General features: G+C 68.7%; 12 protein-coding genes. 4 read left to right on the top strand and 8 right to left on the bottom strand.

Features of this window, described 5'->3' with window-relative positions; genetic code table 11:
- Positions 1 to 27: 27 nt before the first annotated feature.
- From ABZU74_RS25065 to ABZU74_RS25050, 4 genes are read right to left on the bottom strand one after another with little or no spacing between them, the layout of a single operon-like run.
- Positions 28 to 2352, bottom strand: coding sequence for a glycoside hydrolase family 3 N-terminal domain-containing protein (locus ABZU74_RS25065; RefSeq protein ID WP_355428385.1), 2325 nt, complete (start codon positions 2350 to 2352; stop codon positions 28 to 30).
- A gap of 38 nt (positions 2353 to 2390) precedes the next feature.
- Positions 2391 to 3251, bottom strand: coding sequence for a carbohydrate ABC transporter permease (locus ABZU74_RS25060; protein ID WP_355428382.1), 861 nt, complete (start codon positions 3249 to 3251; stop codon positions 2391 to 2393).
- Positions 3252 to 3253: 2 nt separating this feature from the next.
- Positions 3254 to 4252, bottom strand: a complete 999-nt coding sequence (locus ABZU74_RS25055; RefSeq protein WP_355428379.1) for a sugar ABC transporter permease — start codon at positions 4250 to 4252, stop codon at positions 3254 to 3256.
- The gene (locus tag ABZU74_RS25050; protein ID WP_355428376.1) at positions 4249 to 5433 is read right to left on the bottom strand and encodes an extracellular solute-binding protein; all 1185 of its coding nucleotides are present in this window, start codon (positions 5431 to 5433) and stop codon (positions 4249 to 4251) included. The genes ABZU74_RS25055 and ABZU74_RS25050 overlap by 4 nt, the downstream gene beginning before the upstream one ends.
- Before the next feature lie 264 nt (positions 5434 to 5697).
- Between ABZU74_RS25050 and ABZU74_RS25045 the strand changes: the two genes are divergently transcribed.
- The 3 genes from ABZU74_RS25045 to ABZU74_RS25035 all read left to right on the top strand — a co-directional run bounded on the left by ABZU74_RS25045 (position 5698) and on the right by ABZU74_RS25035 (position 9416).
- A complete protein-coding gene (locus tag ABZU74_RS25045; RefSeq protein ID WP_355428373.1) occupies positions 5698 to 6702 on the top strand; it encodes a LacI family DNA-binding transcriptional regulator in 1005 nt (334 codons plus the stop codon).
- A 187-nt stretch (positions 6703 to 6889) separates the two neighbouring features.
- Positions 6890 to 8737, top strand: a complete 1848-nt coding sequence (locus ABZU74_RS25040) for a glycoside hydrolase family 15 protein (RefSeq protein ID WP_355428370.1) — start codon at positions 6890 to 6892, stop codon at positions 8735 to 8737.
- 124 nt (positions 8738 to 8861) lie between these two features.
- On the top strand, positions 8862 to 9416 hold the full coding sequence (locus ABZU74_RS25035) for a hypothetical protein (protein WP_355428368.1): 555 nt from the start codon (positions 8862 to 8864) through the stop codon (positions 9414 to 9416).
- Here the strand turns inward: ABZU74_RS25035 and ABZU74_RS25030 are convergent.
- Both ABZU74_RS25030 and ABZU74_RS25025 read right to left on the bottom strand, forming a co-directional pair.
- The gene (locus tag ABZU74_RS25030) at positions 9403 to 9948 is read right to left on the bottom strand and encodes a hypothetical protein (RefSeq protein ID WP_355428365.1); all 546 of its coding nucleotides are present in this window, start codon (positions 9946 to 9948) and stop codon (positions 9403 to 9405) included. The genes ABZU74_RS25035 and ABZU74_RS25030 overlap by 14 nt on opposite strands.
- A complete protein-coding gene (locus ABZU74_RS25025) occupies positions 9945 to 10094 on the bottom strand; it encodes a hypothetical protein (protein ID WP_355428363.1) in 150 nt (49 codons plus the stop codon). The genes ABZU74_RS25030 and ABZU74_RS25025 overlap by 4 nt, the downstream gene beginning before the upstream one ends.
- Before the next feature lie 322 nt (positions 10095 to 10416).
- Between ABZU74_RS25025 and ABZU74_RS25020 the strand changes: the two genes are divergently transcribed.
- A complete protein-coding gene (locus ABZU74_RS25020) occupies positions 10417 to 12621 on the top strand; it encodes a UvrD-helicase domain-containing protein (protein ID WP_355428361.1) in 2205 nt (734 codons plus the stop codon).
- Here the strand turns inward: ABZU74_RS25020 and ABZU74_RS25015 are convergent.
- Both ABZU74_RS25015 and ABZU74_RS25010 read right to left on the bottom strand, forming a co-directional pair.
- Positions 12610 to 12975, bottom strand: a complete 366-nt coding sequence (locus ABZU74_RS25015; RefSeq protein WP_355428358.1) for a VOC family protein — start codon at positions 12973 to 12975, stop codon at positions 12610 to 12612. The two genes, ABZU74_RS25020 and ABZU74_RS25015, sit on opposite strands and share 12 nt — an antisense overlap.
- A 159-nt stretch (positions 12976 to 13134) precedes the next feature.
- Positions 13135 to 13671: a TetR family transcriptional regulator gene (locus tag ABZU74_RS25010; protein WP_355428355.1), complete on the bottom strand. Its 537-nt coding sequence runs from the start codon at positions 13669 to 13671 to the stop codon at positions 13135 to 13137.
- Between the last annotated feature and the right edge of the window lie 36 nt (positions 13672 to 13707).

Here is a 13707-nt window from a genome sequence, read left to right as displayed (position 1 = left end):
CAGTGCGGACAGCCGGCGGACCGACTCTCAACGGACGTCGGTGGTGGTCCAGCGCGGGGAGGCGTTGGTGACCGGGACGGTGTCACCGACCAGCGTGGTCGCCGCCTGGGTGTCCCGCCGCACGCTGGTGCCGACCCAGAGTTCGACGTCGCCGGGCTCCACGACGCGGGTGAAACTGCGGTCGGAGAAGGCCAGGCGGGTGGTGGGCACCGTCAGCTCGACAGTGACGGACTGGCCCGGTTCCAGGTGGACCCGCCGGTAGCCGAGCAGCTGCGCGACCGGCCGGGTCACCGAGGCGACCAGGTCACGACCGTAGAGCTGGACCACGTCGTCGCCAGCCACCGCGCCGGTGTTCGTCACCCGTACGGTCACCCCTACCGCCCCGTCGGTGGGCACCGTGCTGGGCACGGTGAGATCGCTGTACGCGAACGTCGTGTAGGACAGGCCGTGGCCGAACGGCGCCACGGGCGTCGCCGGCAGGTTGGTCACCTCGTTGCCCGCACCGAGGGTGGGGTGCAGGTAGGAGTACGGCTGCGCGCCGGCCGACCCCGGCAGGCTGACCGGCAGCCGGCCCGACGGGTTGACCCGCCCGGAGAGCACACCCGCGATCGCCCCGGCGCCCTCCTCGCCCGGGAAGAACGCCTGCAGCACAGCGGCGCAGCGCGAGAGCGCCCAGCCGACCGCGTACGGCCGGCCGGTGAGCAGCACGAGGACGACAGGTGTGCCGGTTGCCAGCACCGCCTCGACCAGTTCGCGCTGGACCCCGGGCAGCTCCAGGTCGTCCCGGTCGCATCCTTCGCCGACCGTGCCGCGCCCGAAGAGGCCGGCGTGGTCGCCGACGACCAGGACGGCGACGTCCGCGCCGGTGGCCGTGGCGACGGCCTCGTCGAAGCCGGAGCGGTCGTCGGTGTCCACGTCGCAACCGCGTGCCCAGCTGACGAGGTCGCCGCCGAACTCGGCCCGCACGGCGTCGAGCATCGTCGACACCTCGATGCCGGTCTCCACCCCCGGGTGCTGGACGAGGACGTGGTTGAGGAACGAGTAGCACCCGAAGAGCGCACTCTGCCGGTCGGCGTTCGGACCGATGAGGGCGACCCGTCGCCCCGCTGGCAGCGGCAGCGCGTCCCGGTTGGCGACCAGCACTATCGATTCCTCGGCGAGGCGGCGGGCGATCGAGCGGTGCTCGGGCGAGTCGAGGTCGATCGCCTGGGGTGGCTCGTCGCTGAAGGTCGCGTCGAGCAGACCCAGGTCCTGCTTCTGGCGCAGCACCCGCAGCACCGCGCGGTCGATGAGTGCCTCGTCGAGCCTGCCCGCCCGCACCGACTCCGGCAGGGTCAGATAGGCGTCGCCGGTCGGCAGTTCGACGTCGACACCGGCGGCCAACGCCTGCCCGGCCGCGTCCGCGTGATCGCTCGCCACGTGGTGCAGCAGGTTCAGGAACGCCACCCCGTAGTAGTCGGCCACCACAGTGCCGTCGAAGCCCCACTGGTCGCGCAGGATGCCGGTCAGCATCGTCGGGTCGGCGGCGACGGGCACCCCGTCGATCTCGGTGTACGAGTGCATGACACTGCGGGCGTTGCCGTCGATGATCGCCATCTCGAACGGGAGGAGCAGTACGTCGACCAGTTCCCGGCGGCCGACGTGCACCGGTGCGAAGTTGCGCCCGGCGCGCGAGGCGGAGTAGCCGGCGAAGTGCTTGAGGGTGGCGTGCACCCCCTGCGACTGCAGGCCGCGCACGTACGACGTCCCGATGGTGCCGACCAGGTACGGGTCTTCGGAGATGCACTCGTCCACCCGACCCCAGCGCGGGTCACGGATCACGTCGAGCACCGGAGAGAGCCCCTGGTGGACGCCCAGGGCCCGCATCGAGGCGCCGATCGCCTCGGCCATCTCGGTGACCAGGTCCGGGTCGAACGCGGCACCCCAGGCGAGTGGGGTGGGGAACGTGGCCGCCTTCCAGGCCGACAGCCCGGTGAGGCACTCCTCGTGGACGATCGCCGGAATGCCGAGCCGGGTCCCGGTGACCAGGTCCCGCTGGAACTTCCACAACCAGGACGCCCGTTCCGCCGGGTCCAGCGGGCGGGTGCCGTAGGCGCGGGTGAGGTGACCGAGCCCGTGCCGGGAGAAGTCTTCGAGCTTGGAGTCGTCGCCGAACTCCCCCTGCAACGGTGCGACCGCCTCGCCGTCCTCCTTCTCCCAGAAGCCGACGAGCTGGGCGATCTTCTCCTCGATCGTCATCCGGCCGAGAAGATCACGTAGCCGGGCCTCGCCGTCGTGCCCGTCCGGCCGTCCGTGCTCCGGACCTGCCTGAGCCGGCGCCGGCCCGTCCACCACCGCGTGGACCTCAGTCATGCTGTGCCTTCCTCTGGTTGTGCTCGTACCGCTGCCGCTCAGCCCTTGACCGCACCCTGCAGGCCACCGACGATCTGCTTCTCCGCGAGCGTGAAGAAGAGCAGTGCCGGCAGCATCGCCAGCGAGGTGAAGGCGAGTACGCCTGCCGTGTCGGTCGTGTACTGGCTGGAGAAGTTCTGCACGCCCAGCGGCAGGGTGTGCAGGTTGACGTCGCTGAGCACCAGCAGCGGCAGCAGGAACGAGTTCCAACTGGCCACGAACGCCAGGACGCCAACCGTGACGAGCGCGGGCCGCGACAGCGGCATCGCGATGCGCCAGAGGAAACCGAGCCGACTCGCACCGTCGATGGAGGCGGCGTCCTCCAACTCTCTCGGGATCGCCGAGAGGAAGGGACGCAGGATCACGATCGTCAGTGGCAGCGAGAAGGCGACCTGCGGCAGGATCACCGCGTAGTAGGAGTTGACCAGGTTCAGGTCACGCAGCATGAGGTAGAGCGGCAGGATCGCCGCCCCGGCCGGGAACAGCAGGCCGAGAGTGAAGAAGGTGTAGAGCCCTTCCCGCCCGCGGAAGGTGTAGCGGGCGAGCACGAACGCGGCGGCCATCCCGAGCACGACCACGGCCAGCGTGGTGCCCAGGGCGATGACCGCGCTGTTGAACGCCTGTTGCCAGAAGTTGCTCTGGGTCAACACCCTGGCGTAGTTGTCCCAGACGAACGGGTCGGGCAGGCCGGCCGGGTCCGCGACGATCTGCGGGGTGGTGCGGAAACCGCCGATGACCACGTAGATGACCGGGGCGATCGACACCGCCGCGATCGCGAGGGCGAGCGCGTAGGTGAGCGGCGTGCCCCAGGAGACCTGACGGCGTCCGGTGGACGGGGGGAGAACCGAGTTCACGGCCATCGTCACTTCGCCCTTCCGGTGATGGCGCCCTCGATGTCGCGGCGGAGCAGGAACCGCTGGAACAGCAGCGCCGCCACGAAGGAGATGACGAACAGGATTACCGCCACGGCGTTGCCGTAGCCCCAGAGCCGGGCGAAGAACCCGTTGTCCACCATGTAGGTCGCCATGGTGGCCGATGCGCCGAGGGACCGCACCGCGGGCACCGAGGTCACCCAGATCATGTCGAAGATCTGTAGTGAGCCGATCATGGACAGGAACATCCAGATCCGGATCGTCGGGCCGAGCAGCGGGATCGTGACGTGCCGCTGGATCTGCCACCAGCTCGCGCCGTCGATGGCGGCCGCCTCGGTCAGCTCGTCGGGCACATTGGACAGTCCGGCGAGGAGCAGGATGATGGCGAAGCCGACGTACTTCCAGGTGAGGACGGCCAGCAGGGTCCAGATGACCACATCAAGGTCCGCCAGCCAGGCCTGCACCAGGCCGCCCATTCCCAGGGACCGCAGCAGCGCGTCGACGGTGCCGTCGCCGGTCAGCAGCAGCTTCCACATGATGCCGACGGTGACCTCGGCCAGAACGTACGGCACGAACACCAGCAGGCGGAACACGGCCCGCCCACGGAAGCGACGGTTCAGCAGCAGGGCGACGCCCAGGGCGATCGGGCCCTGGATCAGCAGCGACCCGAACACGATGATGGCGTTGTTGCGCAGCGCGTCGAGGAAGATCGGGTCCTGGAAGGCGAGGGTGTAGTTTCGCAGGCCGACGAACTCGGTGGGAGGCCCTACCCCGCGCCACCGGAACAGGCTGTAGTAGACCGCGAAGCCCATCGGCACCAGCACGAACATCACGTAGATGACGACGGCCGGCGTGGTGAGCCCGATGATCTCGTACCACTTGCGGCGGTTGTCGGCACGGCGGGCCGAGTCGCGCCCGGCCTTGCGGGGGCCCGCCGGCGACGCGGAAGCGCCGCCGGCGGGCATACGGATCTGGTTGGCGGAGGTCACTTGCTTGCGGCCGCCTTCATCGCCGAGACGACCTTCTCAGGCGTCCCGTTGCCGGCGAAGATGGCGACGATCGCGTCGTTCATCGCGGTGCCGACGGTGCTGCCGTAGGCCGTGTCCAGCCAGAGCTGGACGTAGCTCGCCCCGGAGGTCGCCTCCAGGATGGACTTCAGCGCGGGGTCCTTCACGGCGTCCGCCGCACCCTTGGCCACCGGCAGACCGGTGCCGGTATCGGCGTAGCCCTTCTGCACCTCGGGACTCACGATGTACTTGAGGAACTCGACGCACTCGGTCGGGGCGTTCTTGGCACAGGAGAACCCGTCGCCACCGCCGAGGGCCGCCTTCGGGTCACCCGGGGAACCCGAGATAGCCGGCACCGGGAACCAGCCGAGGAACGAGGCGAGCTTCGTCTTGTCCGTGGCCACGGTGTCCAACGTGCCGCGGTTCCAGTCACCCATGAGCTCCATCGCGGCCTTGCCGTTGGCGAGCATGCCGTTGGCGCTGGTCGGGTCGTTCTGGCCCGGCGTGGCGATGAAGTTGGGCTGGAACGGCTTGGTGTCGATGAAGGCCTTCAGGTCCTGGCCGGCCTTTACGAAGCACGGGTCGTCGAAGTTCTTCTCCGCGGACGCCTTCTTGAGGGTGTCGACCGAGCAGGCGCGCAGCGCCATGTTGTACCACCAGTGCGCGGCCGGCCACTTGTCACCGGCACCCACGGCGATCGGAACGACGTTGATCGCCTTGAGCTTGGTGACCGCGGCGTTGAGCTCCTCGAAGGTGGTCGGCGGAGCCGCGATGCCCGCCTTGGCGAACATCTCCTTGTTGTACCAGACGCCCTCGATGCCCATCCGGAACGGCAGGCCGTACTGCTTGCCCTTGACCTGCCAGATCTCCGCGGCGCTGCCGATGTTGGCGACCTCGGTCTTGGCCTGGTCGGTGATGTCCTTGAGGTAGTCGGCCTCCACCTGCTCGGTCATCTCGCCGCCGCCCCACGCCTGGAAGATGTCCGGCGGGTCGCTGCTCAGCAGCGCGGCAGGGAGCCGGGTGCGCTGGAGTTGGTTCGTCTCGATCGCCTCAATCTCGATCTTGACGGTGGGGTGGAGTGCGGAGAAGTCCTTGGCGACCTTCTCCCAGTAGGTCTTGCCAGGCCCGTCCTGTGAGGCGTTGTGCCACCAGGTCAGGGTCACCGGGTCCTTGTACAGCTCGCTCTGAGGGGCTGCCTCTTCGCCGCCGCCGTTGCACCCGGCGACAACGAGAACACTTGTCATTAACAGTGCCAGGACGGCACTCGCACGCCGCTTCGTTGCCATCGATGTCTCCTCGACCAGTCAGTCGCGGTACTCGGCTTTGCGGCGAAGTTTTACAGTCATGTAACTTGATGTCAATCGGTATCGATAACGTTTTCGAATCGCTGGCGACGCACCCCGGGCGGCGGCCCTATCATCATCGACGTGGTGTTTCAGCAGCGCGTCAAGATGTCGGATGTGGCACGTACTGCCGGCGTCTCGGTCGCGACCGTGTCGAAGGTTGTCAATGGCCGCTACGGCGTGGCCCAGGCGACCGTGGAGCGCGTCCAGCAGGTCATCCACGAGCTCGGCTACGAGGCGAGCCTGGGGGCGCAGAGCCTGCGCAGCCACCGCACCAACGTGCTGGGCATCCTGGTCGCCGAGTTCGAGCCGTTCTCGACCGAGCTGCTGAAGGGGGCGTCACAGGAGGTCGCCGGCAGCGGATACCAGCTGCTGGCCTACTCCAGCGGGGACGGCGAGGGCGCCGCCGTGGGGTGGGAGCGACGCTCACTCGCCCGCCTCTCCGGCACGCTCATCGACGGCGCCGTGATCGTCACGCCGACGGTGGTCGAGACGGAGAACAACTTCCACGTCGTGGCCGTCGACCCGCACACCGGGCCGTCCGACCTGCCCACCGTCGATTCCGACAACTTCGCCGGCGCCGTGCTGGCGACCAACCACCTGCTGTCCCTCGGTCACCGGCGGATCGGGCACATCAGCGGGCGCACCGACCTGAAGTCGGCGCAGCTGCGCGAGGCCGGCTTCCGCAGTGCGATGGCCGACGCCGGCGTGCCGGTGGACGAGCGGCTCGTCCGCGTCGGCGGGTTCCGGATCGAGAGCGCCGCCGGAACGGCCGCCGAACTGCTCGCCCTCACCGACCGGCCGAGCGCGATCTTCGCGGGCAACGACCTCTCCGCGATCTCCACGATGAACGTGGCCCGCGACATGGGCCTCTCGGTGCCGGACGACCTGTCGGTGATCGGCTTCGACAACGTCCCGGAGTCGGCGCTGGTCAACCCGCCACTGACGACCATCATGCAGCCGCTGCAGCGGATGGGTGCCGAGGCGTTGCGCCTGCTCGTCGACCTGATCGCCGGCGTCGAACGCGACACCCACATCCGGCTTCCCACCGAACTGGTCATCCGCTCGTCCTGCCGCCGGCTGCCCTGACCCGGGGCCCGTCAGCCCGCGCTCCTCGCACCCGCTCGATCAGGTCCGACCGGGCAGGCGGGGTGGCCCGACCGGGTGTCGGGGCAGGGTCGGGCACGCGACCGGGTGGCGAAACGTGAATCTCACCTAAGTCGACAATTCTCCCCCTAGGTTCGATCCGCAGGACGCAGCCGAACCGGGGAGAGACGTGGACAGCTATCCGGCGATCGAGGATCACGGACTCATCGGCGACCTGCAGACCGCCGCGCTGGTGACGTGTGACGGGACGGTCGACTGGTTCTGCGCGCCGCGGTTCGACTCGCCGAGCATCTTCGCCGCGCTGCTGGACAAGGAGAAGGGCGGATACTTCCGGATCGCTCCGCACGACGTACGGTACGTGACGAAGCAGCTCTACCTCCCCGGCACACCCATCCTGATCACCCGGTTCATCAGCGCCGACGGGGTGGCCGAGGTGATGGACTTCATGCCGGTCACTGGCGAGCGGGTCACCGACGCGCACCGGCTGGTCCGCATCGTCACAATGGTCCGAGGCAGCATGCGCTTCCGGGTGGAGTGCCGGCCCCGGTTCGACTACGCCCGCGAAGAGCATCAGCTGGAACGCCACCGCACCGGCTACGTCTTCCGCAGCCGGTCGGCGACGCTGACGTTCCACCCGGTCGACCCGGTGCGGCGGTTGATCTCCGAACAGGGCGACATTCACCTTGAGGGCGGCGACCTGGTCGCGTACGGCACGCTGAACGAGGGCGACACCGGCGGGGTGGTCCTGGAGACCGGCGGCACCGAGCCGCGCGTCATCCCGCCGGAAGAGATCCAGGGCATGTTCGAGTGGACCCAGGACTACTGGCGGCGCTGGGTTGAACGCTCCCGCTACACCGGCCGCTGGCGGGAGATGGTCGAGCGGTCCGCCATCACGCTGAAACTCATGACGTACGCGCCCACCGGCGCGATGATCGCCGCGCCCACCACAGCGCTGCCCGAACTGGTCGGCGGAACTCGTAACTGGGACTACCGCTACACCTGGGTGCGCGACACGTCGTTCTCGGTGCACGCGCTGCTCGGCCTTGGCTTCACCGAGGAGGTCAGCCGGTACATGAACTGGCTGGACGAGCGGATCCGCGAGGCCGGCGACCACCAGGATCCACTCAAGATCATGTACCGGGTGGACGGCTCCTCCGATCTGCACGAGGAGGTGCTGGACCATCTGGAGGGCTACCGCGGCTCCCGGCCGGTGCGGATCGGCAACGGCGCCGCCGACCAACTCCAGCTCGACATCCACGGCGAGGCGCTCTACGCCATGCACCTCGCCGACGAGCAGGGCATCCGCGTCTCGCACCAGGTGTGGAAGAGCACCGTCCGGCTGGTCGACTGGCTCTGCCGCAACTGGGACCAGCCCGACGCCGGCATCTGGGAGAGCCGCCACCACCCCCGCAACTACACCTTCGGTCGGGTGATGTCCTGGGTGGCGCTGGACCGGGCCATCCGGCTGGCCACCCGCACCGGCCGCCCCGGGGACATGGCCTGTTGGACCGAGCAGCGCAACCGCATCTACAACCAGGTCATGGAGCGCGGGTACGACCGGAACCGCGGCACCTTCGTGCAGGCGTACGACGAGACCGTGCTGGACGCGGCGCTGCTCGCCATGCCGGCGGTCGGCTTCGTCACGCCGAGCGACCCACTGTGGCAGTCGACCCTGCAGGCGATCGAGCGCGAACTGGTCTCCGACAGCCTGGTCCACAGGTACGACCCGGTCCACTCCCCCGACGGTCTCCCCGGCCATGAGGGCACCTTCAACATGTGCACCTTCTGGTACGTGGAGGCGCTGGCCCGTTCCGGTCGTCTCGACGACGCCCGACTCACCTTCGAGAAGATGTTCACCTTCAGCAACCACCTCGGCCTCTACGCCGAGGAGATCGCCGCGACCGGGGAGCAGATCGGCAACTATCCGCAGGCGTTCAGCCACCTCTCACTGATCAACTCCGCGCTGACGCTCAACGACCTGCTCGACACGGAGGCCGACGCCCGCCGCCGCCGGTAGTGCCAGCAGGTGTCAGCCGCCACCGTCGCAGGGCCGACGGCGGGAAGAGCTTGACGGGCCCGCGTCCATCACGCATGGTCGATAGGCATCGACTATCTCGAATGTATTGACGCGGGGAGAAACGATGAAGGCCTTCGTCACCGCCGTCTCGGCTGCGGCCCTGCTGCTCCTGGCCACGGGCGGCGCATCCCACGGCCAGCCAGCAGCCGACCCGCCCTGCACCGGGCAGATCCACCCGAACCCGGGGTTCGAGGGCGGCACCACCGGCTGGACGGCCGGCCCCCGGATCGTCGTGTTCGGCGACGCGACCCGGCCCGCACACACCGGCCGCGCCTACGCCACCTTCGCCGGGCTGGACGTGACACGTTCCGACCTGCTGCGCACCACCGTCACCGTGCCGGCCAACTGCGACCTGACGGTCCGCTTCTGGGTGCGGACCACCACCACGGAGACCAGCCGCGGCGACTACCTGAACGTCGGACTGGCGGTCACCGGGATACCCCCCAAGACGAGGTTCTCGCTGGCCTTCGACGGCGGGGCGCAGTGGCGGCAGTACGTCATGTCGAGCGGAACCGGGACGACCGAGCGCACCGCGACGGTCAGCTTCCTCGCCAGCGAGACGGCCGGCAACGGCGCCACGGCCTTCGACGTCGACGACGCGTCCTTCACGTTGAGCTGACCCAGTCCACCGTCTCGAGAGCGGGGTGGGTCTTGACCGCCTCGACCAGGGGTCCGGATCTGCTGACCTTGGTGCCCAGGAGGTCGTAGTCCGTCCAGACGAACCAGGACCGATCCGTGGGCCACAGATTCGTCGGTGAGAACGGGTAGGGCCCTCCGCGTTCTTCGAGCAGGTCGGGAACGGCTGACAACGGCCCGCTCCAGACGTGATGACTGTCGACGTCACCGGTCGGCAGGGACGCGTAGAAGGCGACGCAGTCGGTCCTGGGGCCGTCGACCGAACAACGGCCCAGGGCGTCCAGCAGGGCATCGAGGCTCTCCTTGTCGAGGGGCCCTTCAGGCGGTGGCTGGACGGTGACCGGCCACCTGCGGTGTGGGAACCAGCGGTGGCTTGGCGGGTGATTCCGATCCGCTGCCTGTCCCCGCCGTTCGGTGAGATGCTGCGACCAGAACACCCGTCGCCACGGGCTCGCCGGTCGGGCAACGAAGCCCAAGGGAATGCCGGTAACTGTGGTTTCCTCGTCGAGGTTCATGGACTCAGGTTGTCGTACATCGCATGAAGAATCCAGGTCGACGATTGCCAACCAGCGGCGTCATAGCCGGTGGTCGCCTCCCGAACAGGACGGTCCGCAAGCCAGGTCAACAGATTGGCTGGAGTTTCCACGCGTTCCATCGACACGCCGCAATCGTGCCGCACCAGCCAGATCGACTTCGCACCGCCTTTGAACCGGCCGTCAACTCCGGCCCGGGTCCGCCTGCGAACACCCCTCCGAAGAGCACCCGCGCTGATCGGAACAAACCCGCAGAACAGATAAAGACTGAACTGTCAATATGCGAATCGGGACTGAGGAGGCCACAGGAAACCCGGGACTGCAAGGCATTGAGATCCCGATCTCTGCCGGCGGATCTCCTGGCCGGTGCGGAAAACCGACTCTATGCTTGCCGCCGAATGCGCTGCGGCCCGCCCGGGTCCGAGGGTTACCCGATACAAGGATTTGCGAATGCACCGGAAGTCTGCACCGAGCAACGGCACCGATGGCATCGGCGAAGTAACACCTGACGGCCAACTGCCGACCGCTACCGCAGAGGCCGCCGCGCGCCGATCCGCGGTCGCCGAGGAACAGGCGTTTCTGGACCTGGCCACGGCCCGGCGCGACAGGCTTGCCGACCACCTACAGGCCGAGCTTTCGCCGGAGGCCCTGGACGCGCTGGAACAGGCCCGCCAGCGCATGCTCCGACAGCAGTACGACGAGCTCCGGCGAGCAGATGACGGGCTGGTCTTCGGCCGCCTCGACGGCCTTGATGGCACCGTGCGCCACGTGGGCCGTGTCGGTCTCCGCGACGACGGCGAGGGCGGTGAGCCACTGCTTGTGGACTGGCGCGCTCCCGCGGCTCGGCCGTTCTACACCGCGACGGCTGTCGACCCACAGGGTCAGGCACGGCGCCGGCACATACGCACGATGGGATCGACGGTCGTCGGCGTGGACGACGAGCCCCTGGACGGGAGCACAACGGCGGAGCTCGTCGGCGAAGGCGCCCTCCTGGCCGCCCTCGACCAGCGGCGCACCGGTCGCATGTCGACGGCGATCTCCACCCTGCAGCGCGAACAGGACGACATCATCCGGGCGGAGGCGACCGGCCCGCTGATCGTCCAGGGCGGTCCCGGCACGGGCAAGACAGTGGTTGCCCTGCACCGCGTCGCGTACCTCCTGTTCACCCACCGAAAGATGGCCGAGCAGGCGGTCTTGGTCCTCGGCCCCTCGCCGCGGTTCCTCCGGTACATCGCGCAGGTGCTGCCGGCGCTCGGTGAGACCGCCGTCGTCTCGGCGACCTGCGACACCTTGCTGACCGGCATCCACGTGGGCCGCGACGAGAGCCGACTCCTCGCCGAGATCAAGGGCCGCGCTCTCTGGCAGCCCGCGCTCGAAGGCTACGTCGCGTCGCTGCTCCCGAGGCCCCGCGATCTGAAGGTGCGCTGGGAGGGGGAGTTCTACGTCATCTCCGCCGCAACGGTGGCGCAGGCGTTCACCTCGGCGGTGCAGGGACGCCCGTACCACCGCGCCCGCGCGGTGTTCACCGAGCAGCTGCACCACATCCTCGCCGACGTCGTCGCCGAGCAGCGCGAGGCGCTGATGGATGAGATGGAGGAAGGCTTCGAGGACATCCTCGCCCGCGTCGACAGGGACATGGGGCGGGACCAGCACTCCACCCGGACGTCCACCGGCAGCGACGTCGACGGACTACTTTCCGAGGAGGAGGTCGAGCAGCTTCGTTGTCGTATCGCCGAGGACGCCACCATCGCCAGATTCATCGAGGCATGGTGGCCCACCCTGGACGCCGAAGCCCTGCTGGGTGATCTCCTGACCGACCGTGTCCTGCTGGCCCGGTTCGCCCCGCAGCTGTCCCCCGAGGAGATCACCGCCGTCGCCGCCGACGCCGCCGAGCGCGCCCCCTGGGCGTCAAGCGACATCCCGCTGCTCGACGCCCTCGCCGACCTGCTCGGCGAGGTCGGTGCCCCGCAACCACAGGGCGAGTTCGTCGCCGACCGGGCGCGCCGACAGCGCGGCTGGGTGTACGGCCACGTCGTCATCGACGAGGCGCAGGAACTGTCCGAGATGCAGTGGCACATGGTGCTCCGGCGCTGCCCCAGTCGTTCCATCACCGCCGTCGGCGACATCGACCAGGCGGAGGCAGCGCACCGGCACACCAGTTGGGCACAAGCGGTGCGGGCTGTTTTCGGAGACCGCTGGACCGCCGCGCAACTCACCATCTGCTACCGGACCCCGCGCGAGGTCATGGACCTCACCGAACCGGTCCTGAAGAGGGCTGGCAGCCACAACACGCCACCACGAGCGGTACGCTCCTCCGGGATCGCCCCCTGGGAGCTCACGATCACACCGGCTGAGCTTGCCGGCGCCGCCGCCGAAGCAGTGCGGCAGCTGCAGCAACGGTGGCACGGCGGCACGGTCGGCGTCATCGCCCCCGCAGATCACATCGCCACACTCCAAGCCGTGCTGGGTGATGTGCCGGTGCTCACCGCAACCCAGTCCAAGGGACTGGAGTGGGACGCGACGCTACTCATCGACCCTCAGGGCATCGCCGCCGAACCGCGCGGCTGGAACGGCCTCTACGTCGCGCTCACCCGATGCACCCAGGAACTCGGACAGCTGACACTCACGCAGCAGTTGCGCGGTTCAGCGGCGTAGGCAGAAGGGATGGCCGGCCGGGTCCCGCAGGACGCGAAAGCGTTCCGGCGCGGGTTGGTGTTCTTCCCTGGCGGCTCCCAGCTCGACCGCACGAGACTCTGCGTCGTCGAGGTCATCGGGGTCGTCGACGGCCAGGTCGAAGTGGATCTGCTGTGATCGTTCGCCGGAGGGCCAGGTCGGTGGCCGGTAGTCGCTGACGCGAACCGCGCCGAGGTACAGCGGACCCGCCTTGACCGCGCAGAAATCCGGGGTCTGGACCGTGACCTCACCGTCCAGCATCGCGGCCCAGAAGCGGGCCAGGTCGACTGGGTCCGGGCATTCCAGGTTGATGGCAGCGATGTGAGCTACCGGCATGGGTCCTCCAGTTGACGGGATCGGGTGGGCCGACAGTAACACTCGTCAACACTTAAAATGAGGATTCACTCCATTTAGCGATCGACAGGTCCGCACGATGCGGGCCGGCATGCGGACGCCTGTCGAGCGCCCACCGAACCGGCGGTCGGTCACGCTCGCCTAGCCCTTGATGATCGCCATCAACGCGGCGGCGAAGGGCGCGGGGTCCAGGTCGCCCCGGATCGCCAGCTGCAGGCTGTAGCTGACGCAGAGGGCCACGAACGCTTCGGCGATCTGCCCGGCCTGCGGGCGTCGAGAGTCGGGCACCAACTCGGCGATCGCGGCCCGCATGGCGGCGAGTTGTCGTTGCACAACGGCTGCCAGCAGGGGTGACACCGCCGCTTCGGCGTAGATCTGGGCGACCAGCCGGGCATGATCAGTGTCCCGGGCCCGGGCCCGGACGTGCTCGAGGAAACCCCCCACAGCCTCGGCGGTGAGCGCCCTCGGCAGCGCTTCGGTTCCCTGCTCGCAGACCGCGATGACGATCTCGTCCTTGCTCGTGAAGTATCGGTAGATCGCCCCGTTGGAGAGCCCGGACTCGGTCACGATGTCGGCCATCGACGTGTGGGCGAAGCCGTGACTGGCGAACCGAGCCCGGGCGGCATCCACGATCTGCTGGCGGCGAGCGTCGAGATGAGCTTGACTGACCCTGGGCATAAAGAGTGACCCCTCGCTTTATTTGCTACCGTCGGA

It is taken from the genome of Micromonospora sp. NPDC005171, from assembly GCF_040608575.1.
Classification (GTDB): domain Bacteria; phylum Actinomycetota; class Actinomycetes; order Mycobacteriales; family Micromonosporaceae; genus Micromonospora.
Note: the sequence above shows the minus strand (reverse complement) of the source record. Positions and strands in the feature narration are given on the sequence as shown.

Excerpts from the sequence above, each read along its gene's own strand:
- ABZU74_RS25035 (WP_355428368.1), top strand. The coding sequence starts at position 8,862 with ATGAAGGCCTTCGTCACCGCCGTCTCGGCTGCGGCCCTGCTGCTCCTG.
- ABZU74_RS25015 (WP_355428358.1), bottom strand. The coding sequence starts at position 12,975 with ATGCCGGTAGCTCACATCGCTGCCATCAACCTGGAATGCCCGGACCCA.
- ABZU74_RS25020 (WP_355428361.1), top strand. The coding sequence starts at position 10,417 with ATGCACCGGAAGTCTGCACCGAGCAACGGCACCGATGGCATCGGCGAA.
- ABZU74_RS25030 (WP_355428365.1), bottom strand. The coding sequence starts at position 9,948 with ATGAACCTCGACGAGGAAACCACAGTTACCGGCATTCCCTTGGGCTTC.
- ABZU74_RS25060 (WP_355428382.1), bottom strand. The coding sequence starts at position 3,251 with ATGGCCGTGAACTCGGTTCTCCCCCCGTCCACCGGACGCCGTCAGGTC.
- ABZU74_RS25010 (WP_355428355.1), bottom strand. The coding sequence starts at position 13,671 with ATGCCCAGGGTCAGTCAAGCTCATCTCGACGCTCGCCGCCAGCAGATC.
- ABZU74_RS25065 (WP_355428385.1), bottom strand. The coding sequence starts at position 2,352 with ATGACTGAGGTCCACGCGGTGGTGGACGGGCCGGCGCCGGCTCAGGCA.